Source organism: Vibrio sp. CCB-PB317 (assembly GCF_022808245.1).
Taxonomy (GTDB): domain Bacteria; phylum Pseudomonadota; class Gammaproteobacteria; order Enterobacterales; family Vibrionaceae; genus Vibrio; species Vibrio diabolicus.
In genome coordinates this window covers 1,614,218-1,639,951 of sequence record NZ_JALGNU010000001.1, presented here as the reverse complement: position 1 = coordinate 1,639,951, position 25,734 = coordinate 1,614,218, and the positions used below count along the sequence as shown (strand labels likewise).

Annotated in this window: 21 protein-coding genes; 3 read left to right on the top strand and 18 right to left on the bottom strand. The window is 43.6% G+C overall.

The window, feature by feature from the left end; all coding sequences use genetic code 11:
- Position 1: 1 nt before the first annotated feature.
- The 3 genes from MTR11_RS07575 to MTR11_RS07565 all read right to left on the bottom strand — a co-directional run bounded on the left by MTR11_RS07575 (position 2) and on the right by MTR11_RS07565 (position 2,535).
- Positions 2–1,420 carry an SLC13 family permease gene (locus MTR11_RS07575; protein WP_005394158.1) on the bottom strand — a complete coding sequence of 473 codons (1,419 nt, stop codon included), beginning with the start codon at positions 1,418–1,420 and terminating at the stop codon, positions 2–4.
- Positions 1,421–1,660: 240 nt separating this feature from the next.
- Positions 1,661–2,137 (bottom strand): GNAT family N-acetyltransferase, encoded by a 477-nt coding sequence (locus MTR11_RS07570; protein ID WP_150918632.1) that lies wholly within the window; start codon positions 2,135–2,137, stop codon positions 1,661–1,663.
- A gap of 35 nt (positions 2,138–2,172) precedes the next feature.
- Entirely contained in the window at positions 2,173–2,535 is a 363-nt protein-coding gene (locus MTR11_RS07565) for a hypothetical protein (RefSeq protein WP_046875214.1), read from the bottom strand.
- A gap of 478 nt (positions 2,536–3,013) precedes the next feature.
- Between MTR11_RS07565 and MTR11_RS07560 the strand changes: the two genes are divergently transcribed.
- On the top strand, positions 3,014–3,571 hold the full coding sequence (locus tag MTR11_RS07560) for a DUF3750 domain-containing protein (protein WP_085343877.1): 558 nt from the start codon (positions 3,014–3,016) through the stop codon (positions 3,569–3,571).
- Between the two features lie 51 nt (positions 3,572–3,622).
- On the opposite strand, the gene MTR11_RS07555 is transcribed toward MTR11_RS07560, so the two are convergent.
- From MTR11_RS07555 to MTR11_RS07525, 7 genes are all read right to left on the bottom strand, one after another.
- Positions 3,623–5,200 (bottom strand): sensor domain-containing diguanylate cyclase, encoded by a 1,578-nt coding sequence (locus MTR11_RS07555; RefSeq protein ID WP_145532169.1) that lies wholly within the window; start codon positions 5,198–5,200, stop codon positions 3,623–3,625.
- A gap of 189 nt (positions 5,201–5,389) precedes the next feature.
- Complete coding sequence (locus MTR11_RS07550; RefSeq protein ID WP_161444701.1) at positions 5,390–5,866, bottom strand: heme-degrading domain-containing protein; 477 nt, start codon at positions 5,864–5,866, stop codon at positions 5,390–5,392.
- Positions 5,863–6,903 (bottom strand): oxidoreductase, encoded by a 1,041-nt coding sequence (locus MTR11_RS07545; RefSeq protein WP_243327237.1) that lies wholly within the window; start codon positions 6,901–6,903, stop codon positions 5,863–5,865. Before MTR11_RS07545 ends, MTR11_RS07550 begins: the two co-directional genes overlap by 4 nt.
- Positions 6,904–6,914: 11 nt before the next feature.
- Positions 6,915–7,688 (bottom strand): DeoR/GlpR family DNA-binding transcription regulator, encoded by a 774-nt coding sequence (locus MTR11_RS07540; RefSeq protein ID WP_145532171.1) that lies wholly within the window; start codon positions 7,686–7,688, stop codon positions 6,915–6,917.
- A 187-nt stretch (positions 7,689–7,875) separates the two neighbouring features.
- Positions 7,876–8,877, bottom strand: coding sequence for an HAD family hydrolase (locus MTR11_RS07535; RefSeq protein ID WP_243327236.1), 1,002 nt, complete (start codon positions 8,875–8,877; stop codon positions 7,876–7,878).
- Positions 8,878–9,036: 159 nt separating this feature from the next.
- A complete protein-coding gene (locus tag MTR11_RS07530) occupies positions 9,037–10,119 on the bottom strand; it encodes a tetratricopeptide repeat protein (protein WP_243327235.1) in 1,083 nt (360 codons plus the stop codon).
- Between the two features lie 40 nt (positions 10,120–10,159).
- Positions 10,160–11,482 (bottom strand): anaerobic sulfatase maturase, encoded by a 1,323-nt coding sequence (locus MTR11_RS07525; protein ID WP_225461634.1) that lies wholly within the window; start codon positions 11,480–11,482, stop codon positions 10,160–10,162.
- 177 nt (positions 11,483–11,659) lie between these two features.
- Here MTR11_RS07525 and MTR11_RS07520 point away from each other — a divergent pair, with 177 nt between their 5' ends.
- On the top strand, positions 11,660–12,448 hold the full coding sequence (locus MTR11_RS07520; RefSeq protein WP_243327234.1) for a formylglycine-generating enzyme family protein: 789 nt from the start codon (positions 11,660–11,662) through the stop codon (positions 12,446–12,448).
- A 58-nt stretch (positions 12,449–12,506) separates the two neighbouring features.
- Here MTR11_RS07520 and MTR11_RS07515 read toward each other — a convergent pair whose 3' ends face one another.
- On the bottom strand, positions 12,507–14,828 hold the full coding sequence (locus MTR11_RS07515; protein ID WP_243327233.1) for a multiheme c-type cytochrome: 2,322 nt from the start codon (positions 14,826–14,828) through the stop codon (positions 12,507–12,509).
- A 394-nt stretch (positions 14,829–15,222) separates the two neighbouring features.
- Here MTR11_RS07515 and MTR11_RS07510 point away from each other — a divergent pair, with 394 nt between their 5' ends.
- Positions 15,223–16,788, top strand: a complete 1,566-nt coding sequence (locus MTR11_RS07510) for an arylsulfatase (RefSeq protein ID WP_104974159.1) — start codon at positions 15,223–15,225, stop codon at positions 16,786–16,788.
- Between the two features lie 182 nt (positions 16,789–16,970).
- Here MTR11_RS07510 and MTR11_RS07505 read toward each other — a convergent pair whose 3' ends face one another.
- The 7 genes from MTR11_RS07505 to MTR11_RS07475 all read right to left on the bottom strand — a co-directional run bounded on the left by MTR11_RS07505 (position 16,971) and on the right by MTR11_RS07475 (position 25,505).
- The gene (locus tag MTR11_RS07505) at positions 16,971–18,392 is read right to left on the bottom strand and encodes an aspartate kinase (protein WP_005393366.1); all 1,422 of its coding nucleotides are present in this window, start codon (positions 18,390–18,392) and stop codon (positions 16,971–16,973) included.
- Between the two features lie 84 nt (positions 18,393–18,476).
- The gene (locus tag MTR11_RS07500) at positions 18,477–18,863 is read right to left on the bottom strand and encodes an ectoine synthase (protein ID WP_005393369.1); all 387 of its coding nucleotides are present in this window, start codon (positions 18,861–18,863) and stop codon (positions 18,477–18,479) included.
- 15 nt (positions 18,864–18,878) lie between these two features.
- Positions 18,879–20,144 carry a diaminobutyrate--2-oxoglutarate transaminase gene (ectB, locus tag MTR11_RS07495; protein ID WP_005393371.1) on the bottom strand — a complete coding sequence of 422 codons (1,266 nt, stop codon included), beginning with the start codon at positions 20,142–20,144 and terminating at the stop codon, positions 18,879–18,881.
- Positions 20,145–20,178: 34 nt separating this feature from the next.
- A complete protein-coding gene (gene ectA / locus MTR11_RS07490) occupies positions 20,179–20,712 on the bottom strand; it encodes a diaminobutyrate acetyltransferase (protein WP_005393379.1) in 534 nt (177 codons plus the stop codon).
- Positions 20,713–21,025: 313 nt separating this feature from the next.
- Positions 21,026–22,687, bottom strand: a complete 1,662-nt coding sequence (locus tag MTR11_RS07485) for a BCCT family transporter (protein WP_005393381.1) — start codon at positions 22,685–22,687, stop codon at positions 21,026–21,028.
- Between the two features lie 191 nt (positions 22,688–22,878).
- Positions 22,879–23,625: a 3'-5' exonuclease gene (locus tag MTR11_RS07480; RefSeq protein WP_005393383.1), complete on the bottom strand. Its 747-nt coding sequence runs from the start codon at positions 23,623–23,625 to the stop codon at positions 22,879–22,881.
- Entirely contained in the window at positions 23,625–25,505 is a 1,881-nt protein-coding gene (locus tag MTR11_RS07475) for a DUF294 nucleotidyltransferase-like domain-containing protein (protein WP_006741594.1), read from the bottom strand. The genes MTR11_RS07480 and MTR11_RS07475 overlap by 1 nt, the downstream gene beginning before the upstream one ends.
- Between the last annotated feature and the right edge of the window lie 229 nt (positions 25,506–25,734).

Sequence of the window (25,734 nt, the reverse complement as noted above, 5' to 3'; positions counted from 1 at the left end):
GTTACCCAATATGCCCAACGGTATGTAAAATCCAAACCATAACAAAACTAAGTAATACACCAATCACGCCCAGCACTGCACCGATACGAGCCATTTGGCTGCTTTCGACATGCCCAGTAGCATGAGCTAACGCGTTTGGTGGCGTACTGATTGGTAACGACATACCGAGTGAAGCGGCAAATGTCACGACTAAGATCAGCGTCACTTCCCCACCCAATGGCGTTAACGAAGTCATCGAGGTACCTAGCGCAGCCATAATCGGCATAAGTAAGTTTGCAGTAGCCGTATGCGACATGAAGTTTGCCATTAACAAGCACAAGAAAGCCGCACCAAACAAGACCACATATGGCGAGAACTGATCAAACGGAATACTGTGTACCACCAGCTTCGCAAGCCCTGTTTTATCCAGAGCAAGACCCAGAGCGATACCACCTGACACCAACCAAAGCACGTCCCAAGAAATTTTCTTCAAATCTTCCTTGTTGATAATGCCCGTCAATGAGAATACCGCGACCGGAATTAATGCCACTGTGTAAGAGTTCATTCCATGTGCTGAACCCATCAACCAAAGAATAATCGTACCTGCGAAGGTGACATAGACAATCATCGCTTTTGGTGTTTTCAAAAACTTGCTCTTAATATTCAGATCGATGGTGGTTTGCTCGGCTTTATACAAAAAGCCAATCAGAAACCACGCTAGCGCCATCATCACAATGACGAATGGCACGCCAAAGACCATCCATTCACCAAAGGTAATTAAGTTGTCACCAACCAAATATTTCAGCGCTATAGCATTAGGGGGCGTGCCGATTGGTGTACCAATACCACCAATGTTGGCAGCAACAGGAATACACAAGGCAAATGCAATTCGACCGGGATCTTTAGGTCCAAATACCGCAATCACAGGGGTTAGAATCGACAACATCATCGCTGTTGTTGCGGTGTTTGACATAAACATGGAAAAGACAGCGGTGATCAACATCAAACCCAACATAACGAACTTTGGGTTTTGCCCAAATGGTTTTAGCAACACGCGCGCTAAGTTGACATCCAGCCTGTACTTTGTCGCCGCCATAGCTAAGAAGAACCCGCCGAGGAACAGCATAATAATCGGGCTAGCGAAAGTCGCCATTATCTCGTTATATTGCAACAGCTCACCAAAATGTGGCTGCCCTTCTTGCAAGCGAAAAAGTACAATGCTTTTATTCGAAACAAGCAATAGTTCGAGCACAATGATAACGACCGAAGTGGCGTAGATTGGAATGGGTTCAAACACCCAACAGAGTGCAGCAAGCAAGAAGATTGCGATCACTCTCTGCTGGACGATAGTAATGCCATCAAATGGGAATGCAGAGAGGGGCATTAACCAAATAAGCAATGGTATCAATGTTGGAATAATGTATTTGAGATAAGGGCGCATAGTACTACTTCTCTTCCTGAGATGGTTAGCCAGACACGTTTGGCGTTTGGAACGCCATTACCCACCGCAATACCGAAGCTTTTAGGCTCTGACTAAGCCTTCAGAGACGAAAAATGCAGTAATGGCTTGTTCCAGAGAAGATTATGCACACTGTTTTCAAACAAAACTTTGGTGCGAGATCAATGAACTTGTTTTCACATTGGAAAACATTTTATATCTGTGTTCAAGCTCACTAAATGCTCACGATTTCAATGAAATATACTTTTCCATCATAAAGTTAGTTAAGGTTTCTCCCCTAACTTCAGCACGTTGCTGAACCTTAACTGTGAACCCCATTTTCTCGTAGAAAGGCCGGGCAGTGATACTCACTTCAGAGTACAGTCGCTCTATCCCCTTTACTTTCGCCTGTGAAAATAGAAAAGACATCAAATCACGACCAATACCTTGGCCTTGATATTCATGGTGACAAAAGAAATGGTCAATCAAGCCGTCACTTTGCAAATCACAATAGCCAACGATCTGCCCTTCTATTTCCGCGATATAGGGTTGAATAGCATCCATTGTGCGTTGCCATGAATTGAGATCAAAATCTGATGGGGCCCAAGCTGAAACTTGTGATTCGGTATAATCGCGACGATTAATGACTCGTACAGTGTGGTAAAAAAGTGTCCACAATATTGGAGCATCCTCTGTGCGATAGCGACGTATTGAGAGCATCGGTTCAACCATTCCTATTCGATAAATACCAAGTATTAACGCAAAGTAATACTGGTGAATTCATCATTTTCAATACCAACCACTAAAGGCTTTTCAAGCTGATCGCTGTTCATCAATACGGTGGTATTTAGCTCTCGACTTGATCTGCGTATTTTGCTTTTTCTGATGATATGTATATTCACAATGTAATCGGAATATTCCTTCGTGACTCCTCCAGAAAACTCCACATGTTCACTTTCATTATCTTGGACCACATGAAATTTTCGATTTGCTTGAATATCAGCGCTGAGTGAAGAGTCACCATAGTTAAGTACAACGGACGTTGGTTCACTATCTTGATTGGCAAAACAGCCAAATGCGAAGGTGCATAATGCAAGTATACTTTTTGATTTAAACATTGGTTATTCAATTTCTAGTTATTTTTCTGCCATTTGCATTACCAAACAGCACTCTCAATAATCGCCCATTGTGCCACAGGTGTACGCAAGTCTCTAAATACAGTAAAAGGATGTACGATGAAATTCCGCTAAAAATGGGGGAATCACAATGCAGTTGAGGATAAACCAGCCTATTTAATCGCCCCCAATAACACCCAAGCAATTGTTTTTATTTAATTTTAAATTACTAAATAGTGTAAGCAATATACGTACAAGCTCTTACTTTTCATACGCAACTAAGCAAGTTAATAGAGAGAGACAATATTGTCTATGCCACATGTTACAAATCTGCTTACCTCATTATTACGTATGATCCGATATTGTGGCGCTAGCCTTCCCTTCTTTTTAACGAAGGGAAGATTTAACAATAAGGCTTGCACCTATTTTATAGCTAAAATCAATAAAGCATTTCCAACATCGGTTGGTCTAGGAGCGATCAATGAAAAACTCTCTCAGTTTTACTCATCTATTAAAAGTTGGCTTGATATCAATCGCAGCTTTCATGGGTGGATGCACTCAAGGAGATTGGCGTACCGCAAGCAGAGAACCTGCCGGTATCGCGCCTGACCCTTCCAATGTGAAACATGCCGTAATTGAGTTTTATGCCGCAGATGCATTTGGTTGGCGAGGCTGGTTTGCGGTGCACACTTGGTTTGCGATAAAGCCTGAAAATGCGAACGAATATACCGTGTATGAAGTGGTCGGGTGGCGCGTGAATCGTGGACAACCCGCTCTGTATCAATACCAAACGGGCACACCAGATCGCTACTGGTATGGTGCGAAGCCAGAAAAAATACTCTCAATACAAGGTGAAAAAGCCGATAAACTTATCCCAAAAATACAAAGCGTTATCAACCAATACCCTTGGGCTGAAGAATACACGTTGTTTCCAGGACCAAATAGCAATACATTCCCGGCTTGGGTGGGCAAGCAAATTCCGGAGTTAGAACTCGACTTGCCATTTAGAGCAATTGGTAGCGGCTACGCCAACGAGTAAAACAAAAGCTTGGTAACTGGCGCGTTTTACGTTCAGCGCATAGCACTATACCTATTGTGCGTCTTCACCCAACTCGGTTCTGTTTCTTCCGTTGCGCTTTGCTTTATACAGAGCGTTGTCAGCGTCTTTCATTACCGCTTCAATTGGCATATCGTTGCCTTTCCAGTGAGAAACTCCAAGTGATACCGTTACCTTACCAACGACCAGGAAATCGTGTTTTTCTACGTTATTCCTAATCCGCTCTGCGACATCAACCGCGTGATGAACATCCGTCGCTTCAAGGAACATCATGAACTCTTCCCCACCAGAACGGCAAAGATGATCATTCGCTCGGGCTTGCTCTTTCATCAACTGAGCGAATTCTTTGAGTAGATTGTCACCCACATCATGACCATAGTTATCATTGACGCTCTTAAAATGATCAATATCCAAAGCTAAAATAGAAAAAGCGGTGTTTTCTTGCTTAAACAAGCCTAGAACTTTGTCTAAGCCGCGTCGATTTAACAACCCAGTCATCGCGTCTGTTAGCGTATCCAGTTGCAGCTTATCAATGGTTTTTGAAACGATACCAAACGCTTTGAGAAAACTGAGCTTCAAATGTGAAGCCTCAAAATACCAAGACTTAACCAGCTTCAAATCATCGATGGATGAGGAGTGCTCTTCTACTCCTCGAACAGCGCCAGCCAATTGCCATAATGGTCTTGAAATAAGTAGAGAGAAGAACCAGATCAACAGCAGAGTTAATAAACCAATTGGAATCGATTTGAAAAATACACTCCACATCTGCTCATCTAGCACCATTAACGTCATTGATTTCGGGCGCTGAGCGACAATTCCCCACCCTGATGATTCAACTGGTGCATACCCTGCTAGCATTTCAACACCGCGAGAGTTCACAATTTCTTTGTTACCACGCTGACCCATTGTCACGGCGTTAATTGCCATATTATCGTTGATCACTTCACCAACCCGCGATTTATCTGGGTGGTAGATCAGCGTATTGCTTTCGTCCACAACGTAAAGGAAAGAGCCATCTTTGTAAGCATGCTGGCTAAGTAATTCAGCAAGAATATTGTCCTTCTCTAAATAAATAGTACCGCCGATATAGCCTAAATATTCATTGGACTGAGAAAATATAGGGTATGAGATCGTTAACAGATAATTTCCTGCGGGTGAGATGAATGGCTCAGTGACAACGGGCGCTTGAGCATTTAAAGATTGACGTTTTCTTTCACCAACGAGCTTTACACCTTTCACCTGAAGTGTCTCTGGTGATACAGAAATAATGACGCCTTTCGCATTAACGACAACCACAGAGTTGAATGATTTGGTTTGCTTTCTCAGCCTCTCCGCCTCTTCGTCAAGAAACTGAGCATCGTGCATCTTATCTTTTAGCAAGTTCGCACTATATTTTAGCTGCGACATTGAGCTTTCTATGAAAGAGTCCGTCATTTCTGACATTTTTTGCGCATAAACGCGGTTGGACTCTAACGTGTTATTGATGATGAGATCTCGTTGCACTCGATAGATCGAATAAAACGCATTGATCAAAGTGACAAGCACACTGAAAACACACAGGATTACAATAAGGTTTCTAAGATTAAGTTTTTCTTTTCTTCTAAAGGACATTTGCCAACTGCCAGCTTCGATGGCTTTTTGTATGAATGAGCGTATAGGTTATATGAAATCGATTTAATTTTCAGGTAGGAAGTTGGGAGCAATATTAAATATTTTCTCACATAATAGGACGCAAAATGAGCTAATAAGAGAATTCAGTGACACAAAATAAATGCCGTGCCACTGTAATATCGCACAACTTTAAGCAAGCTCTGTGCTGGTCATTACCATTGTCTTTAATACATCGACAACAAGCTGATGATCATCTAACTGCGGTAAACCCGATACCGTCACAACCCCAACTAAACCAGAACCCAAGATTCGAATCGGGAACGCGCCGCCATGAGCACAATACTCACGCGCATCGAGATGTGGCTGATTTTCAAAATCACGCTGCTTTTGCTTATTGTACAGCGAGAGGTAGTAAGAGCTGTGACCATATCTCAATACTGAATTTCGCTTTCTACGAACCCAATCCAAATGGTCAGCGCACGTTCCTGTCATCGCGTATTGAAATAGCGTTTGTCCAAAACCGTAGACCTCAATAGCCACAGCCGCGTCACAGGCTTCCGCCGCTTCTTTTAAAGCTAAACCAATAGACCACGCTACTTGGTGGTTAAACTCTTTCAATTGAAGCTCATGCTCTTGTTGAGCGACGAGCTCAAGCGTTAAGCTCATGATTTCACCTGAATCGTTTTACCCGTTTTACTGCTTTCCAATGCCATCTCAATCAGAGCGATATTCTGTATTGCTTGAACGGCAGGAACCGGGTTATCAGTACCCAGGCGAATTGCGTCCGCCACACCAACAAAATAAGCTTGATACGCACCTCTCTCCGTTTTGATAGTTTGCGCACCGTCTTCGTCGTAGCGGACACCGTACAACGCCTCGTCCTCTTCTGACCAAGCATCGTTCTCCGGTAATCGGCCTTCTTTTAAGTAACCTTCTTGAGGATCTAATCCGAACTTTTCATATTTAGCCTCAGTACCCAATACTTTATAACGCAGGTTTGGTTCTGGGCTGTATAAGTTTGAATGTAAATGCACAATATGGTCTGGGTAATGAAGTACTAAGTTGTAGTAATCAATCGTCGTCGCGCCCGGACGCATCATTCGACACTGTGCGTCTATCGCATCTGGCAAACCAAATAACACCAAGGCCTGATCGAGAAGATGGGGAGCAAGATCGAATAAAATACCACCGCCATCTTGAGCCTGCTCTCGCCAGCGTTGACGAACTTCAGGACGGTAGCGATCAAAGTGCGACTCAAACAACCTCACACCACCTAACTTACCTTGTTCGATAAGCGATTTAACGGTGAGAAAGTCGCCGTCCCAACGCCTATTATGAAAAACGCTCAGAACCAATCCTTTTTCTTCTGCTAAGACGATCAACTCATTCCCATCTTCTATGCGCGTTACAAACGGTTTTTCAACAATGACATGTTTCCCATTGTTCAACGCGCGCTTTGCGAGCTCGTAGTGCACGTCATTTGGCGCAGTGATGATCACAAGCTCAGCGTCACTGTCATCGAGTAAAGTATTGGCATCTGCAAACCACTGAGCATCTGGCCAATCATTTTGGACCGCTTCCTGTTGACGAGAACTTATTGCGCTCAACGTCAAGTTTGGCAGTGCTTTAATGAAGGGTAAGTGGAAAGTTTTTGCTGAATATCCGTAACCAATCACGGCGGTCTTTACGGGATCGTAAGCCATACTAAGATTCCTTATTTCGGTGAAACAACAATACATTCAATATCATTGTGGTCGAGAAGTTGTTGAAAATCTGATTGAGGAGCATGATCGGTAATAACGATGTCGATCTTTGACAAATCACATACATGGTGAAAATTGTCGCTTCCAATTTTGCGGGATTCACAAACGACAATGACTTGTTGAGCTTGCTCTATCATGGTTTGTTTCATGGTTGCTTCTAGCTCATTATTTGTCGTCAACCCTCGGGATGATAACGCGCACACACCAATAAACGCCTTATTCACATGATATTGCTTCATTTGCTGTTCTGCTTGTGCACCCAAGATCGCTCTGGCGTAGGGGTCAAAGTGTCCACCTAAGAAATGGACGTCCATTGATTCACTTTTTTCAGCAGCGAGCAGTACGTCAATACTGTTGGTGACCACGTTGAGCTTATCTTCTTCACAGCGTGCTTTTTCTACGTAAAGTGGGAGCAAAGATAAGATAGTACTGGTATCAATAACAAGGTGGTCACGCTCATCCACAAGCTTAGCGGACGCTTGAGCGAGGCGATGTTTAGTGTCGCTAATTGCTCGACTGGAGTACGCCTCTGTAGAGGAAGATATCGGGGCAAGCATGACGCCACCTCGGATTCTTTGTAATCCCGGTAGTTGGCTCAACTTAACTAAGTCTCGACGCGCTGAATCTCTCGATATGCCAAAATACTCGCAAACTTCCGATAACGTTATTTTGTTTTGTAGCTCTAGCTTGGCTCTGAGCTCTATCAATCGCTCTTCTTGCGTCATTACTTAAATTCACTTAAGTGGTTTTAAGCAATAATGCCACACAGCAATCAAATAACCAATACGGACGCACGCAATATTTGCTTATGCTAATACCAAACAGAATTGTTAAGTTGAGGAGATGAAGAGCGTTTTGCTCATCACCCCCTATCAAAAAATTTTTGGTGTAATGTTTACGTTGGCTGGGTCGCTACTTTTTCATCGCTTCTTTAAAAACTTGATTCCAATCTTGTTTCATATCGACAAACAACCAACCTTGCTCTTCACCCACTTTAAATGATTTGTCTAATTTCCCCACGTGAGAGTCTTTATCATACGCCCATTCACGCTTGTCATCCGTGTGATGGATAACCGCTGAAAATCGTGGGCCAGACCCCGCTTTAGTCCACTCTAACATTTGTAAGTCACCGTCAGAATTACCAAATGCCATCACCGGGCGCTTACCAATGAAGTTCTGAATCGTGACAGGCTTCACCGCTTTATCATTCACAAAATCAATTTCTGGCAAGCGTTGAATCGTTGGCTTTCCATCAACGACCTGATACTCCGCTTTTAATGTCGTCCCAACGATATTTTGCGTTGGGATCCCGTATACTTCTGGTGCCCAAACACGCATGAAATCAATGCCACCTCCAGAAATTATATAGGTCTGGTAGTCATTTGCTCTCAAATAGTCGAGTAACTCAAGCATCGGTTGATAAACCATTTCAGTGTATGGCTTTCCCGTCGTAGGATGCACGGCCGCTTTCATCCACTCCTTCACTTCTTGATGGAACTGATCAGTCGACATTCCGGAGTGAGTCGCCATAACAAGCTGCATCACACCTTCAAGGCCTTGCTTGCCAACCCCCTCCAAGTCACCTTTTATTGCCGAAGCAAAAGGTTCTGTTGTTTTCCAATCAGGATGCTCAGAGGCCATCTCTTTCACTTTATCGATCGCAAAAAACAGCTGTAGATAAACGGGTTTTTCTGCCCACAGCGTCCCGTCATTATCAAACGTAGCGATCCTTTGGCTTTCAGGAACATAAGCGTCCGAGCCTTGAGTCGTCGTTTTAGTAACAAACGCCACAATAGCTTGCTTCGCACCGGTGTTGTTCCATGACGGCAGAGGATCTTGCACATCAGCAGCAATGCTATAGCTAGACAGAGCAAAACTTGTCGCAAGGACAATCACCTTTAACTTTATAGCCATTTTAATTCCTTATATTGAGGTACGGGATGCAAATCCAAATGAAAGTATAGTTCACGATTAACAAGCGCAATTCAGAGCAACATATGTAACGACACCAGAAAGTGACCTTGTAACTAGAAACACGCTTTAATTAAAGAAGCTTACTGATAAAGTGTTGAGTTAGCTGGCGTCAACCTGCTCTGAAGTACTTTGACGTCCCTTTTTCTGATTAAGCTCATCAATCACGTAATCCGGAGCCACTTTCTTAAGTTCCGCTAAACACTGTTCAGACTTGGGGTTATCGTAACGAATGTAGATATCACACACTGCATAAAGCTGCTCCGGCGCGCCAGAGATCAAATAAGCTTTGTCAAAAGCGTCCACAGATTTTTTAAGATCTAACTCTTCTTGCAGAACACCATTTAAGTACCAAAAATAACTGTTGTTCTTTGCCATGTTAGCGGCCTTTTCAATTTCGCTAGCGGCATCATGCTTCTCACCAAGTCTTACTAGCGCCAATGACTTCGAGTAATGCAAAGCCGCGTTATCAGGAAAAAGTGTGATTGCTTCATCAAGTACTTGGATAGCTTGTCGATCTTTTTGTTGCGCTCGAAAATTGTCCGCATAGCTTAACCAGACTTGCGGGTTACTTGGCATCAGCTTGGTTAGCTCTGGATAAATCAATGCCGCTTTGTCCCACTCTCGATGCCAACGATATACATCGGCAAGGAGTAATCTAGAAACGTTGTCAGTTTTCTGCGACAAGTAGGATGTTAAATCAGTCACCGCGCCTTCAAGTGACTGTTGCTGCTCCGAACTTAAACTGGCGTAATCTCGAACCAAGTTTATCGCTGCAGTAATTCGAACCATTGCATCGTCATCACTTAGCAACGGGGAAACCAGACGCCAGCGATGCTCTATCATATAGGGTTGAGCTCCTACAATTGCCGCTTCACGAATTCCAGCATCTGCATCTTTCAAACCACGAGCGACGGCAACCAAAGCGTTTTGGCTGGGGTAGTTGGCCAGTTCACGTAAAGCATCAATACGCTTTTCTGAAGACAACTTTTTGTTTTGTGCATCATAAGACAACTTTTCGACTTGCTGTGCTGGCGTCATAGGTTCTTCTTGAGATGCTATCTCAACGGGTGAAACTCTATCTGAATTGAGCGGAGGTTTATCTTGAGCCCAAACGCCTTGGCTTAACGCTACACTCATCGTGAAAGTTAAAAGTGACTTCGTAAAACGCGTTATCTTTTGCATTGATGAGACCTTACTTTTATAAAACTGGACCAGTTGAATCTTAGAACTTAGTGTCAAAAACAGGTCGATTAGACGCTTTCAGGTGCAAAACCTTATCACTGTATTTACCGTGTACCACAGGGTTGCCCACCGCTCGTAAAATGTACGCCATTGATTTGTCGACATGCGCAAAAAACTTCTTCCAACCTGCACATAGATAGTTAAGGCCGGGCTCACCTTCTCTGGTGCGAATAAATCGGTTTTTAGGGCATTCTCCAAAGCATGCAAACTGATAATCACAATTAACACACTGCTGAGGCAGTGTACGACTTTTAGCAAACCCGAATTTCTGCTGGTCAGGGCTATAAGCGAGAGTATCGAGTTTTTCGCGGTGAATATTTCCGATCTTGTATTCCGGGTAAACATAGTGGTCACACGCAAAGACATCACCGTTTGGTTCCATTGCTAAACCTTTGCCACAGATTTCACCTAGCGTGCATAGTGGGTTTTTTCTTCCCATCCATGTTTCCAAACTCGCTTCAAAATACTGTACAAAAACGTTACCAATATCATGCACGACCCACTCATTGAATATCGCGATAAGGAAGTTACCCCATGCTTCATCCGCCACACAAAATGGCTCGACAACCGAATCCTTGTGGCCGGGAATCAGACGTTTATCACCTTGCATCAGTTGCTCATTGGGCTTCCAAGTTTGTGGCGCTGTTGTTCTGAAAGTTTTCTGCTCAACAATCGGAATAAACTGCATTTGAGGGGAACATACTTCATCTCGTAAGAAGCGATACACTTCCAAAGGGTTACGACTAGTCAAGTTGTTCACACACGTGAGCGTTGCAAACTTCACTTCATGCTTATGCAATAGCTCAACGGCGTTCATCACTTGTTTAAATGTACCTCTTCCCGCTCGGTTTGTTCGGTAAGCGTTGTGCATCATCTCAGGGCCATCGATGCTTAAACCGACGAGAAAGTGGTTCGCTTTTAGAAACTCGCACCACTCATCATTAAGAAGCGTGCCATTAGTCTGAAGATCATTAGAGATCGTAATACCATGAGGGCGGTATTTATCTTGTAATTCAACAATTCTTTTGAAGTAATCCAACCCCAGCATGGTTGGCTCTCCACCTTGCCAAGAGAAGATAATTTCAGGTGTGTTCTGCCCTTCTATGTATTGGCGGATATAGCTCTCTAAGGTTTCGTCATCCATTATTGGCGAGCACCCTTGCTTATATTCCAACAAATCTTGTTTGCTTAAGTAATAACAATAAGTGCAATCGATGTTGCAAGCAGCACCAATGGGCTTTGCCATCACATGTAAACGCTTAGATGCTTTTCCGTTGAACTGCGGCCCTTGAGTTATGTGCATTCATCACCTTCTTAGTTGCTAACCTGTCCCCAATGATGTCAAACCTAATCATCGAGTTAATCGCCTAGGGTGATGATAATGTTCAATTATTCTCGGCGCTTGTTATAGTGTGTATAACCGTTTGTTATGGTTTTGCTTGCTAGACTTTCAGACCAAAGTTGTTGACGGAGTTGCCGAATGAAGCATCCCAAAAGTAAGATTATTTCCTTTGTCTCAACCATATCGGTCACGCTGATAATTAATGGGTGTGCAACAACCCCACCAAACTCTCTCGCTCAGAAAATCGATCAAGATATGGTTCTTGTCGAAGGTGGGCAGTTTACGATGGGCGCAGATAATCCATCAGCCAAAAAGTCAGAGCGCCCAGCTCGCACTGTTAACGTTGATGGATTCTATTTGTCAAAATTCGAGGTAACTCAATCGCTCTTTGAAGCTGTCACTGGCTCCTCTCTGAGCTACTTTCGAGATCCAAATACACCCGTCAATAATATTAGTTGGCAACAAGCCAATTATTTCATTAAGAAATTGAATGAAAAAACGGGAGAGCATTACCGTCTACCAACAGAAGCAGAATGGGAGTTTGCCGCTAAAGGCGGAATTTTAAGTAAAGGCTTCACTTTTTCTGGATCAAACAATATTGACGAGGTGGCTTGGTATGCGAATAACTCGCACAATAAGGCTCATAAGGTAGGTCAAAAGCAACCAAACGAGCTCGGGTTGTACGATATGACAGGTAACGTAGGCGAGTTTGTTATTGATGCTTTTGACGAAGGTTATTACAAAACAGCGCCCAGTGATAATCCGGTAAACGCAAAAGAGGAAAAAGAAAGCCTTGCACACAAGTCTGTACGTGGCGGCAGCTTTGCTTATGACGCAGACGAATCTGAAAACTATCGCCGCGATTTTGCCAGCCAATCCGTCATTATGTCTGACATGGGCCTTAGACTAGCGAAAGACGTAGACTAAACTAAGTAGAGAAAGTGGCGCGATAAAGGCTCCACTTTTTACTATTGGTGTTTAATCTCTACAGATTCGTAATAGGTGCTTTCAGCTGATCAATAGCCTGCTTAGGAGCATAATTACTCAGCTCTTTTAGACACCTATCGAAAGCAAAAGCGACAGCGCCTTTTTTATGATTTCTCGCTAGAACTTCGCATTGAGCATATAAATGTTGAGGGTTCCCACCAACTTTAAACGCAGTCTGCAATGCCTTACTGGCTTCCAGAACGTCACTTTTTTCCAAAGCTAGACCATAAACATACCAGTAGTGAGCGTTAGTCTTTCCTAGTTCTGCGGCATGTTTAAGTAGAGCTTTGGCCTCATCTTCCTTGCCTTGGCGTAACAAAGAAAGACCGGCACTGTAAGGTAATGAGCTGGATTTAGGCTGAGCTTTCATCCCTTGTTGTAACACCCAGAGCGCAGCTTTTTCTTTCCCAAGGCGTCGATACAGGTCCGATAAATTCACGTAACTATTTTCGAAATAAGGCTCGATACTTATCGCTTCTTGGTATAACGCAATTGCCTTATCGATTTCGCCTAAGCTGCGGTATACATTTGCCAAATTGGTTCTACCAAAACCACGATCGGCGTTAAACTTTTGAATGTCCATGTACTCTTCAAGCGATGGTTGAATCCTATCTTTTTGTAACGGCGTCATTTGCGTATAGCTGGTCACTAATACCGAAGCCGCCTCCGCCCTCACTGAAAGTACGGGATCATCCAGCAGTGGTTCTAAAATTCGCCATCGATCATGAAACTCATAACCAGACGAGCCCGCGACTGCGCCGAGCCGAATCATTTCATTCTCATTTTTAACGGCCCTTGCGAGCGAAACAGTCGTATTTTGGTCAGTATTGCCGCCCATTCGCTCTAATGCAGAAGCTCGTATGATGTCTTTTAATGATGAATCCTGAGCAGAGTAAGCCAGAGCATTCGCCGCCCCTTTGTGCCCAATTGCATCGGCATAAAACGCGACAGCAAAGTGTTGTTGATTGCGGTATTGAGAGTGAGGAAACCATTCGGCTATCTGCGCATCCGCCCACTGGTTACTCTTATCCTCATGACAAGACGCACATACATTAGGCGTGTCGATGTGTTTACTCAAGTCAGGTCTAGGTACGTGCCAACTGTGGTCTCTACGAGGATCGACTTGCATATAAATCGTTTCTGGCATGTGACAAGTCGTACATTGTGACGCTTTGGATCCTGCTTCATGGAAGGTGTGGTTTTCTGGGGTATATTCTGACGCAATATGACATTGTGAACATACCGCCTCTTCTGGGATGTTTAGTTTTGCCGAATGAGGATCGTGGCAATTGGTGCATGTTACGCCTTTTTCAGCCATTTCAGACTGAAGAAATGAACCGTAAACATAGTCTTCATCGTAAATTTGGCCATCGTGGTAGTAGAGTTCTGGAGTGATCAGGCTTAACCGATATTTATCGAAAAATGAGCCTTGAATGTGATCACCTGTCTCATTTAACTGCGTTCGACGGCTGTGACATTGTGCGCACGTCTGAACTTGATTTGTTTCTGCGATTGCTTTTGGTTGTAACGTTCTGTGGCCCTTCTCAAATACCCACTCGGTTACCGCTTTAGATAAATTTCGGTCAAAACCATAGTGACTATCTGTATCGAAAGAGCCTCCTGTAGATGCGGACTTTTTCGCCAACTCGATGTGTCCACTTGCAGGGCCATGACACGCTTCACAACCAACATTGATCTCGGACCAAGACGTGTTGTAGGTATTTTTGATTGCGTCATAGTTCTTCTTTACATTGGTCGAATGACAGTCTGCACACATGAAATTCCAACTTTGCCCAGTGTTAGTCCAGTAAAACTCATCTGTCGTTGCTGTCTCTGGATAGAGGTGAAACCAGCGCTGACCACCTTCCGATTTCGTCCTTGAATCCCACGCAAAAGGAATGAGCTGTACACGACCGTCTTCAAACTCCACCATATATTGCTGTAACGGTTCCCAGCCAAATGTGTAGCTAATTTTATAATCATGCCATTGACCATCAGGGCCTTGAATATTGACCCAATACTCCTCGCCTTGTCTAAAAAAACGGTTGGGTTGCCCATCATGCGTCACTGTGCGGTTATCAAAATCACCTTGAACAGATTCTGAGTTTGCATGTTTCATTGCCATATCGTGATGAGAGCCCTTCCAAGCCTCCACCTCTTGTTGGTGACATTCCGCGCACGTTTGCGTGCCAACATATTCCAACCCAAGCTTCGTGGTATTTTGGGGACTCTCTATCACTGATGCCTGGGAAAAAAACGAACCACTCACCATGACGATACCCAGAAATAGACACCGAAACCGACCTGCCCACTGACTCATAACTATCCTTAGTATTTAGATGGTGCAACTTGAATCAATATAGTCGCTAACCCCTTGGTTATACAAATAATTAGAAGTGAAAGGCCTTCAAAATGAGTGCTCCATTCTTCGTCCCCCGATTAGGGAGTATCTCGGTGTTTTTTGCTGAAACTTTATTCGTCTCACCAGCAATCGGCAATGGTGTTCATTAGTGACCCATCTCTATTTTTAAAACCTCCCCAAACCATCAGAATGACAAGTATTTTTCTTTAGAAACAAATAGTTAAATACCCTCAATAACTTATGGTTATAAAGAGTATAAGAGGATTTTTCTATACACATCATTAACTTATGCAGCACCTAAGCACAAGGTTTACTTGTGCTTCTCGTTACTCTCAACCATCTGGAGTTTTTTATGGCAAACCAATTGAGAAAAATCGCAGTAGGCGTCGGACTGTTAGCAACGTCCAGCGCAGCGATGGCGGCAGACAAACCCAACATACTTGCAATTTTCGGTGACGATGTCGGTTACTGGAACATCAGCGCATATAACCAAGGTATGATGCGTTACAAAACCCCGAACATCGATCGTATCGCGAACGAAGGGGCTTTGTTTACAGACCATTACGGCCAACAATCTTGTACTGCCGGTCGAGCAGCATTCATTACTGGCGAAGAACCATTTCGCACTGGCTTGCTGACGATTGGTATGCCGGGTTCCGACCATGGGATTCCAGATTGGGCACCAACTATTGCTGACTTACTAAAAGACCAAGGTTATATGACAGCTCAGTTCGGCAAAAACCACTTGGGCGATCAAGATAAGCACCTACCTACCAATCATGGTTTTGATGAATTCTTTGGTAACTTGTACCACCTTAATGCAGAAGAAGAGCCCGAAACCTACTATTACCCTAAAGACCCAGAGTTCCGTAAAAACTATGGTCCTCGTGGTGTAATTAAATCTTATGCCGACGGTAAGATTGAAGATACTGGCCCAATGACGCGTAAACGCATGGAACACGCGGACGAAGAGTTCCTCGAAAGCACTTTATCGTTTATGGAGAAAGCTGTTAAAGCAGATAAGCCTTTCTTCATCTGGCATAACTCTACGCGCATGCACGTGTGGACCCGATTACAAGAGAAGTACCGAGGTAAATCCGGTGTTAGCATTTACGCTGATGGCATGTTAGAGCATGACGATCAAGTCGGCGTATTGCTCGACAAACTCGATGAGTTAGGCGTTGCTGACAACACCATCGTTATTTATACAACAGATAACGGCGCAGAGACCATGACTTGGCCTGATGGGGGCGCAACCCCATTCCACGGTGAGAAAGGCACGACTTGGGAAGGCGGTATGCGTGTGCCTCAACTTGTGCGTTGGCCTGGTGTCATTAAGCCAGGAACGAAAATCAACGAAATGATGGCTCATCAAGACTGGTTGCCAACATTGTTGGCGGCAGCTGGCGTTCCTGACGTGAAAGAAAAGCTTGCTGAAGGTTACAAAGCAAATGGTAAAGACTGGCGTGTCAATATAGACGGCTACAACTTCATGCCATACTTCGAGGGCAAAGAAGAGAAAGGACCACGTGAGTCTCTGCTCTACTTCACCTCAAATGGTGAACTAAACGCAGTACGCTGGAATGACTGGAAACTTCACTTTGCAACTCTAGAAGGAAACCTAAGCGACGCCGTGCGATCTGTGCCAAACTGGCCTAAAATCATTCACTTACGCGCTGACCCATTTGAAAAAGGTCCTAGCGAGTCACAAATGTATCTACGTTGGATGGCAGACAACATGTGGTTGTTTGTACCAATTCAAGACGTTGTTGGCGACTTCTTTAAAACGTTACCTGAATACCCAATGCAACGCGGTACAACTATGAACCCTGCTTCTTTAAATTACGACTCTTTGCAGATGCAAGAAAAGATGCAGCAGTTAGAAATGCTTAAACAGGAAGTGAATAAAGTTAAGTAATCTAATTAATCACTCTAGATTGCGTTACTGAGCCAGCAGAGCTCTGCTGGCTTATCTGTATCTCTACGGACACACTTAGCTCAGTAGTTTACTCCATGCAAAACGGGCCCATATTGAGAACACAGAAAAACAAAAAAAAGGAGAGCAAACCTGCTCTCCTTTGTATTTTAACCGTGAATAAACTAAGCTACGTTAACCGATTTAGTTAAACTATTGCTCTGAAAGAATTCATCATGCAACGCACAAATTGCACGCTGATATTCTTTATCACCCACGACGAACTGAACGTTTACATTTCTCATTGATGAGTGAAGTGCAACTGGCGTTACGCCATTGTTCATCAAAGAAAGTACACCTTTCGCCAGTGTCTTGTTAGTGTCAATTTGAGAACCGATGGCTGAAATCAGCGCGACCATACGGCCTTTAATCGACGCATTCGGATAGCGTTTTTCAGCTTTATACAATACTTTGTTCAAGCTATCAGTACTGCCACCTAGATAGTAAGTAATAGAGTTCGCGTTCATCTCTTTACCAACTAAACTTACGCGAGCATCAGAGATAATTTCCATTAATTCGTAGCTAACGTTATCAGCTTTTCCCACCATCGCTTGGTCAAACAAATGCAGTGCGAACACCTTTTCTTTACCTGCGATAATTTCGACTTTGTCTTCTTCTGGGCGGTAGCTTGAAGAGATCAAAGTGCCTTCGTGTTCAGGTTCAAATGTATTTTTAATCTGTAGCTCAATACCACTCTCACGTAAACCTGCGGCTGCATTTGGGTGAATCGCTTCCATGCCAAGGTTAGCAAGTTGGTCTGCTACATCATAGTTTGTACTACCAATTGGCAAAACTTTTTCAGGACCAACAACACGCGGGTCTGCAGAGCTCAAGTGATATTCTTTGTGAATTACCGCTAAATCCGCTTTTGTTATCGCTGCAATTCGGCTAAATGTCATTTCACTATAACCTCGGTCATAAGTGTGCATTAGGCCTTCCTTACAGTAAGCATAACCTGTAACGATTGGCAGTTCTTTTGACACATCGATATCAGCAAACGCATCACTGATCGATTCATCAAGGCTTCTTGGCGCTTGATTGTCCCAACCGGACAGGTCAACGAACTTAGCGTTAATACCCATATTTTTTAGTTTCAGTGCCGTGTTGTAAGCACTGTGCGCCTCACCTATAGACGACAGAAACTCTCGAATTTGAGGCAAATACTGACGTAGCGAAAACTGACCGTACTGACACGTTTCTAAAATGTTCGCAATACAGTTTTTTGCTTCAGCAATACGTGAGCGAATGAATTTATCTGCACGGATACGATTCATTGGGTCCGCGAAAATATTTTCATTTGTGAGCAGCATACGGCTTTCTACATATGCTAGCGCTTCTTCCCATTTGTCATCACGTTTCGCGATAAGCTGATAAACACCTGGCTTACTGGTTTTTTTACATTCGAGTAGCGCGTCGGTCATACCGCCGTATGCAGAGACGACAAAGATACGATTGTATGGCGATTTAGGACGAAGAATAATGTTGTCGAGAACAGCATCAAATGCTGTCATTGATGTACCGCCGATTTTTTCTACGGTAAATGTCATGATAAGCCTTTTTTGATTGGTAACTTTAAAAGAAAAAAGAAGAGATAGTTGATCGTGGGGCGACAAGCACCCCACCTCTATCTTTTAGTCAACGAGAGGATAAACACCATTTTCATCGTGCACTTCAGCGCCGGTAATTGGTGGGTTGAATACACACGCCATTACCATTTCTTTATTCTTATAAGCTCTCAAGTAGTGCTCATCGTGTTTATCAAGGATGTATAATGTACCCGGTTTAATCGGGTAAGTTTCTCCACCAACGACTTCAATTTCACCTTCACCGCTCATACAAAAAACCGATTCTAGGTGATTTTGATAGTGAATGTGTGTTTCAGTACCTTCATAAATCGTAGTAATGTGGAAAGAAAAACCCATGTTGTCATCTTTCAACAACATACGGACACTTTCCCAGTTATCTGAAACCACACGTCGCTCACTGTTGCGACACTCATCGAGTGTTCTGACGATCATAATTAATAATCCTTATTAAGATGCTTGTTTGAAATGTTTCGCAGCAATGGTTTCCACTGCACTTTCAAAGATGCTTAGTCCTTGGTCTAGTTCTGACTCGCTAATCGTAAGTGGGCAGAAGAACTTAACGACTTCGTCGTCAGGGCCAGCTGTCTCAATTACCATTCCGTTTTCGAAACAGTTTTTCGCGATTTCAGATGCCATATCACCGTTGATACACTCAATACCAACCATCATGCCGCGACCTTTTTTCTGTACAAACATTTGTGGGAAGCGACGAACGCAGCGATCAATAACAGCACTTACTTTGTCTGAACACTGCTTGATGTGTGTTTCAAAATCATCATTTGCCCAATAAATTTCTAATGCTTTCGCCGCGGTAATAAATGCATGGTTGTTGCCACGGAACGTGCCGTTATGCTCACCTGGCTTCCACTGGTCTAGCTCTGGTTTGAGTAGAACGACGGCCATTGGTAAACCGTAACCACCGATCGATTTCGATAGCGTCACGATATCTGGTTGAATACCTGACGGCTCAAAGCTAAAGAAAGTACCTGTACGTCCACAGCCAGCCTGAATGTCATCGACAATCACAAGAATGTCGTTGGCTTTACAGATTTTGCTCAAACGTTGTAACCACTCGTTTGAAGCAGCATTTAAACCACCCTCGCCCTGCACAGTTTCAAGAAGTACAGCGGCTGGTTTATCCATACCTGCAGAGTTGTCGTTTAGCATGGTTTCGAACAATGCTAGACCATCAACGCCAGCGTAACCTTCAAATGGAATACGAGTGACGTTACTTAAGCTAGAACCGTTACCTTGTCTGTGATGCTGGTTACCCGTTGCAGCCAGTGCGCCAGCTGTACAACCGTGGAAACCGTTGGTAAATGCAACGACGCTGTCGCGACCTTTTACTTTTTTCGCTAACTTAAGTGCTGCCTCAACGGCGTTAGTACCAGTTGGGCCAGTAAACTGAACTTTGTAGTCCAAGTTTCTTGGTTTAAGGATGTAAGTATCCAACGCTTCAAGAAACGATGCTTTCGCTTCTGAGTGCATATCCAAACCGTGAGTAATACCGTCCATCTCAATGTACTCAAGCAGTGCTTGCTTAAGTACTGGGTTGTTATGGCCGTAATTTAGAGATCCCGCTCCAGCAAGGAAGTCTAAGTATCGTTCACCTTGTTCTGTTTCCAGCCAGCAGCCTTTCGCTTTACGAAAAACCACTGGGAAATTGTTTGAATATGAGCGTACGTTGGATTCCTGCTTTTTGAAAATATCCATGATGAGACCGTTTTTAATTCCTATTGTTTGAGGATTATTTGAGAGGAATGCGATACAAATATTCTGTATCGTGTTTGCCTTTAAAGTGGGCTTCTTCATCCAAAAATGTGCTTACTTGGCCAGAGTTGCCGTTCATCGCATCTAACTTTTTGAACAATGCCCAAGAGGCTTTATTATCTTCCGTGATGGTAGTTTCTACCGATTTAACACCGCCCAATTCCTCTCGGGTGAGAAGTTCTTTCAACATGCGGAATGCTAAACCGTGACCTCTAAAGCGAGGTGAGACTGCAACTTGCCAGACAAATAAAACGTCTTGCTCGTCTGGTTTCTGATAACCGGAAATGAAACCTGCGATTTCGCCTTTTTGCTCAACCAAAATACTGGTTTTGCTGAAATGCGTAGACTGTAGGAAATTGCAATAAGATGAGTTCATGTCCAATGGAGGACAATCTGCGATTAAGCTGTAAATGTCGTCACCATCAGAGATTTTAGGCTCACGAAAAATCCATTTTTTACTTGAGTCTTCTCCAATCTCTGGATAAAGAACCCAAGGTGCTGATGTGATCATGTGGAAATACATATCCTTTGAGGTCTAATTAAATTTCCTTTTTATTATGGGCATCCCTCGCGACTAAAAATCAAATAATCCGCCTTTTTATCGGCATTTTTGTGACAATAATCACAAAAATAGGTCATTTAACCAAATCTTAAAATAGTTCGAGGTCTAATTTATTAAAAAATCACTTAAAGAATAAGTATAAAAAACGAACAGAAAAAACAGTCCTCCATGGCCTTCATTTCTCAGCAAAAAATTCAAAAATCAAAAAAAACGGCATGCTTTCGCATGCCGCTTTATTCAAATATTTAACTGCTGATGTTGGTTATTTCGATTTCTTCTTAGAAACCGCTTTTGGACGAGGTTCATCCATCAAGCCTTTTACTAGAGAAACCGTTGCAACAAGCAGAACAATCGTAAATGGTAGGCCTGTGGTCACGGCCATTGCTTGAGCTGCCGCTAGGCCACCACCAAGCATCAATGCAATCGCAACTAAGCCTTCAAACGTACACCAGAACACGCGTTGAGGCGTTGGCGCATCGACCTTACCGCCCGCAGCAATAGTATCAATAACCAGTGAACCAGAGTCTGAAGAGGTAATGAAGAATACCACCACCAAAATAATACCGACGAAAGATGTAATTTCAGCTAGCGGCATCACATCTAACATGGCAAATAGTTTTAAGGGTAATTCCGCGTTGAACACGGCTTCATAACCATCGCTCACGTATTGGCTTATAGCGTTACCACCAAAAGCGGTCATCCATAACACACAAACAGAGGAAGGGATAAGGATAACGCAAATAATGAACTCACGAACGGAACGACCACGAGATACACGCGCAATGAACATACCGACAAATGGTGACCAAGAAATCCACCAAGCCCAGTAGAATGCTGTCCAACCTTGAGAATAGTTTACGTCTTCTCGTCCAAATGGCATTGATAGGGCAGGAATATTAGCCACATATGACACTATATTTTCGAAGAAACCCGTTAAAATCGCGATCGTCGGGCCGACAACAATAACGAAAAGCAGTAAAAGCGCAGCGAGACCCATATTGATCTCAGATAAGATTTTCACGCCTTTGTCTAGTCCCGCAACAACTGAGATTAAAGCGAGTGCGGTGATGCCAATAATCAATAGTACCTGCGTAGTATTCGTCATTGGAACATCAAATAGGAAGTTCAAACCCGTTGCGGCTTGAGACGCACCGTAACCTAGAGACGTTGCCAGACCAAAAACTGTCGCTACAACGGCAAGAATGTCGATAATGTGACCAGTCCAACCCCATACACGCTCACCAAACAGTGGGTAAAAAATGGATCGCATGGTAAGTGGCAAGCCTTTATTAAACGAGAAAATCGCCAAACCAAGAGCCAATAGCGCATAGATTGACCACGGATGAAGCGCCCAGTGGTAAATCGTCGCCGCCATGCCTAGTGCAGATGCAGCACTTGCATCGCCTTCTGCACCACCTAGAGGGGCCCAGTCAGTACGAACACCGTTCTCAACGTTCACGCCACCAATAGCAGAACTAAAATGAGACATAGGTTCTGATACACCAAAGAACACCAGACCGATACCCATACCTGCTGCAAAGAGCATTGCCAGCCAACCCGCATAGGAATAATCTGGCGTCGCTTCTGTACCGCCGATTCGTACCCGACCTAGCGGTGTAAAAATCAACCCAACACAGACAATGACAAAAATATTACCAGATGCGAGAAAGAACCAATCCAAATGGTGTAACAAACCCGCTCTTAGATCTGCGAAAAACGGCTCTACCTGTTCTCGAAATAATAGTGTTACTACAACAAATAGGATGATTGCTAAACCAGAAATTGCAAAAACACGGTTATGAATATCAAGGCCAAACGGGCCTACTTTTAACGCGACGTTATCCTGACCAATTTGATAGTCAGTGTCTATCGCGTTTACCTTTCCATCGGGGCGTTGAATGCCACCGTTATTATCGGTGCTCACGGATAATCTCCTTAAAAATACGTGACCAAATTTAAATTACTTTCGTCGGAGTTTGAGTGATGAAGCCTCCCATCACTACCAAGCACATGTTCAAAAAACATAGTTCTTATAAGCGGTTACTCAGTCCGCCATCATAATCGCAAAGCCCCCTACCTTTCATTGCATTTTATTGTCTTCATCATAAACAACGCTTATTGCCAAATCGAAGAGATTGGCATGCTTCGATTAAAATGATATTGCAACTGTGCTTGAAACAGTTCAGCAGTTGCCAGCGCATCGGTCAAAGCGTGATGAGGTTGATAAGCAGGAAGGCGATACCTTTCGCGAGCATGCCCCAGCCTGACAGAGCCTGGTTTCTTACCTTTTAACTTATTGAATAGGCCACTGCATTCACGGCGCTGTATCGCGTGTTCAATGTCTAGCGTATCGACAACGGGAAACTGTATCCCCTCCCCAATGCTATTTAGCAACGCGTTATTAAAAAACTGCCTTTCGATATTTTTATAATGAACAAGCACAACTTTGCCTGACAGCGCATCCAATATTTCCCCTAAAATGTGGGTTAGTTGGGGCGCGTTTTTGACTTCAGAATCAGTGATGCCATGAATCACAACTGACTCTTCGTTTAACTCACGATTAGGGTTAACAACCCAATGCGCAGAGCCACTACATTGAACACGATCAATGGTAAACGGCACAAGTCCAATCGTGAGAATTGCATCCTCTTCCGCATTCAAACCTGTCGTTTCAAAATCTACCGAGACAAATGGCACTTCCTCAATTGGTGTTTCCCCATTAACCATCGGTGTCGAGTAATAACGTTTGAGCCTCTCGTCTCTTGCTTCTTTCGCGAGCTGTTTGAATAACGTTGACCACTCTGGCGTCCGAGACGTATCCAACAACGGCTGATCTTTTGCTGCATTTTTTGAGAACCACATTATTTGCTACTTCTCTGGTATCGGAACTTGATGAAGTTCTGTGCATTACTAAGGATTTGGAAAGCAGCTTTTAAGTTTCGGCGCTCAAACTCTGACATGTTCTCTGGCTCAATGTTGTTATCTGGTTCATCTCCATTTTCGATATCGAGTGCTTGATGACGAATTCGAACCATGTAGATCAATTCCATTGCATCCCTCAAGTCCATTCCTCGACCTTTAGGTAAAATGCCCGCATCATTGATATCGTCTAATCGGTCAAACGAGTTTTGCGAACGGGAACCAATTGCCAATGAATGTACTCGAATCAAATCTGCCAATGGCGCAGTTCCTCTTCTTTTCAAGTTAATAGAATTGCGGTGACGACCATCTTTCTCCATAACAAAATCTTTGAAGAAGCCCAATGGCGGTGTACGACGTATCGCGTTGTAAGCCATACATGCAAGGAAGCGGTTGTTTCTTTTCGCGCGCCTAACAATAAAGCTGCTTAATTGTTCCGCCCACTTCACTCGCCCATGAACACCTAATAAATCAAAAAAGATATTACTGTTTAACAACCTTTCAGGAGTTGGGTTATCTATCCAGTTGCCAAAGCACTCCTCCCACTCCGCTCGGGTTTTTCGCCACTCTGGATTGGTTGCCATAATGTCGCCAGTACAGTAAGCATAGCCGCATGCTGCTAAACCATCACACACAAATTTGGCAAACTTTTCAAAGTACTCCCCGTGCATCTCAACATCATAACTGTTGTCGAGAATAAGGGCGTTGTCTTGGTCCGTTACAATTAACTGCTCATCCCTGGCCATCGATCCCATAGCGACCAAACAATACGGAATTGGCGCAGGGCCAAGCTCTTGCTCTGCTAATTCAGCCAAACGCTGTTTAAAGCTACTACCAATGACCGACATGGCTCGACCAATCATATGAGCGTTGGCATCTTCATTCACCATTCGCACAAAACAGTCTTTCACTTGTTCAGAAACTTGCTTGAGATCTTCAACGCTGGTTTGTTGGAAGATAGAGCTAACGAGCAGCAAGCTGTTTTGAGATTCATAACGGACAATATCCGTCATGCCAATAATTCCTATCGGCTTTTTATCTTTTAAAATTGGGAGATGGTGCACGTTGTAGCGCAACATGGTTAACATGGCTTCAAAGACATAAGCGTTGTAATCCAGAGACACCACGTCATAACTCATGACCTCACTCACTGGGATATTGGTATCAATGCCCTGAGCTAATACGCGAATACATAGATCGCGATCAGTCAATATTCCAAGTAGTTGTTCATCGTCTTCTTCTGTGAGTTCTTCTGCTGGGCGAACAATAAGCAAAGAGGTAACATTTTCCTCCGCCATCAGTATCGCGGCTTCTTGAATCGATGCCGTCGCCTCCAACGTTACCGGATCTCTCGCTAAGATCTTACGTGCTTTGGCAGTGGTAAAGTCATTACTTTCTGAGCGGCTGGATATTGCGCTTCGCAAGCGCGCGCTGTCTTCCAGTTCCATGTAGTCAGCAAAGTTTTCAAACTCGTCACAAAGCTCGTTGAAAATATCCTCCGGAATACAGTAAACCAAGGTGTCTTCTATCGCTTTGGCAGGCATACGCACACGGTTGTTCATTAACAACCCCATCTGTCCAAACAGTCCACCAGCGTCAATCCTGTTATAGAGTTCGCCTTTACGTCGGTAGATCTCCACAGCGCCGCTTCTCACCATATATAAGTCGCGGATCGTGTCTCCAAAATTGAGTATCTCTGTGCCTTGCCGAAAGTATGCAACCTCGGCATTTAGAGCGATCTTTTTTAACTGCTCTTCGGGTAGATCATCGAAAGGTGGGTACTGGCTAATGAAGTTGAGCACTTCTAACTGTTCGGCTTCCATCTTTTATTCCATACGTTGCCTAAACTACAGCGATAAATATCACCAAGATTGAAATCAATCAATGAATAAATCTAAGAATAACAACACCTAACCTAGTTCGCAGAATAAAACTCCAACCAAAAATTAGAGCTCTAATGTTTTTAAATATAGACCTCTAATCTATTTCTCCTTATAGCTATGCAGATGGGCTGAGTTGAAATGTACTAAAAACTTCAAAATAAATTCAAAC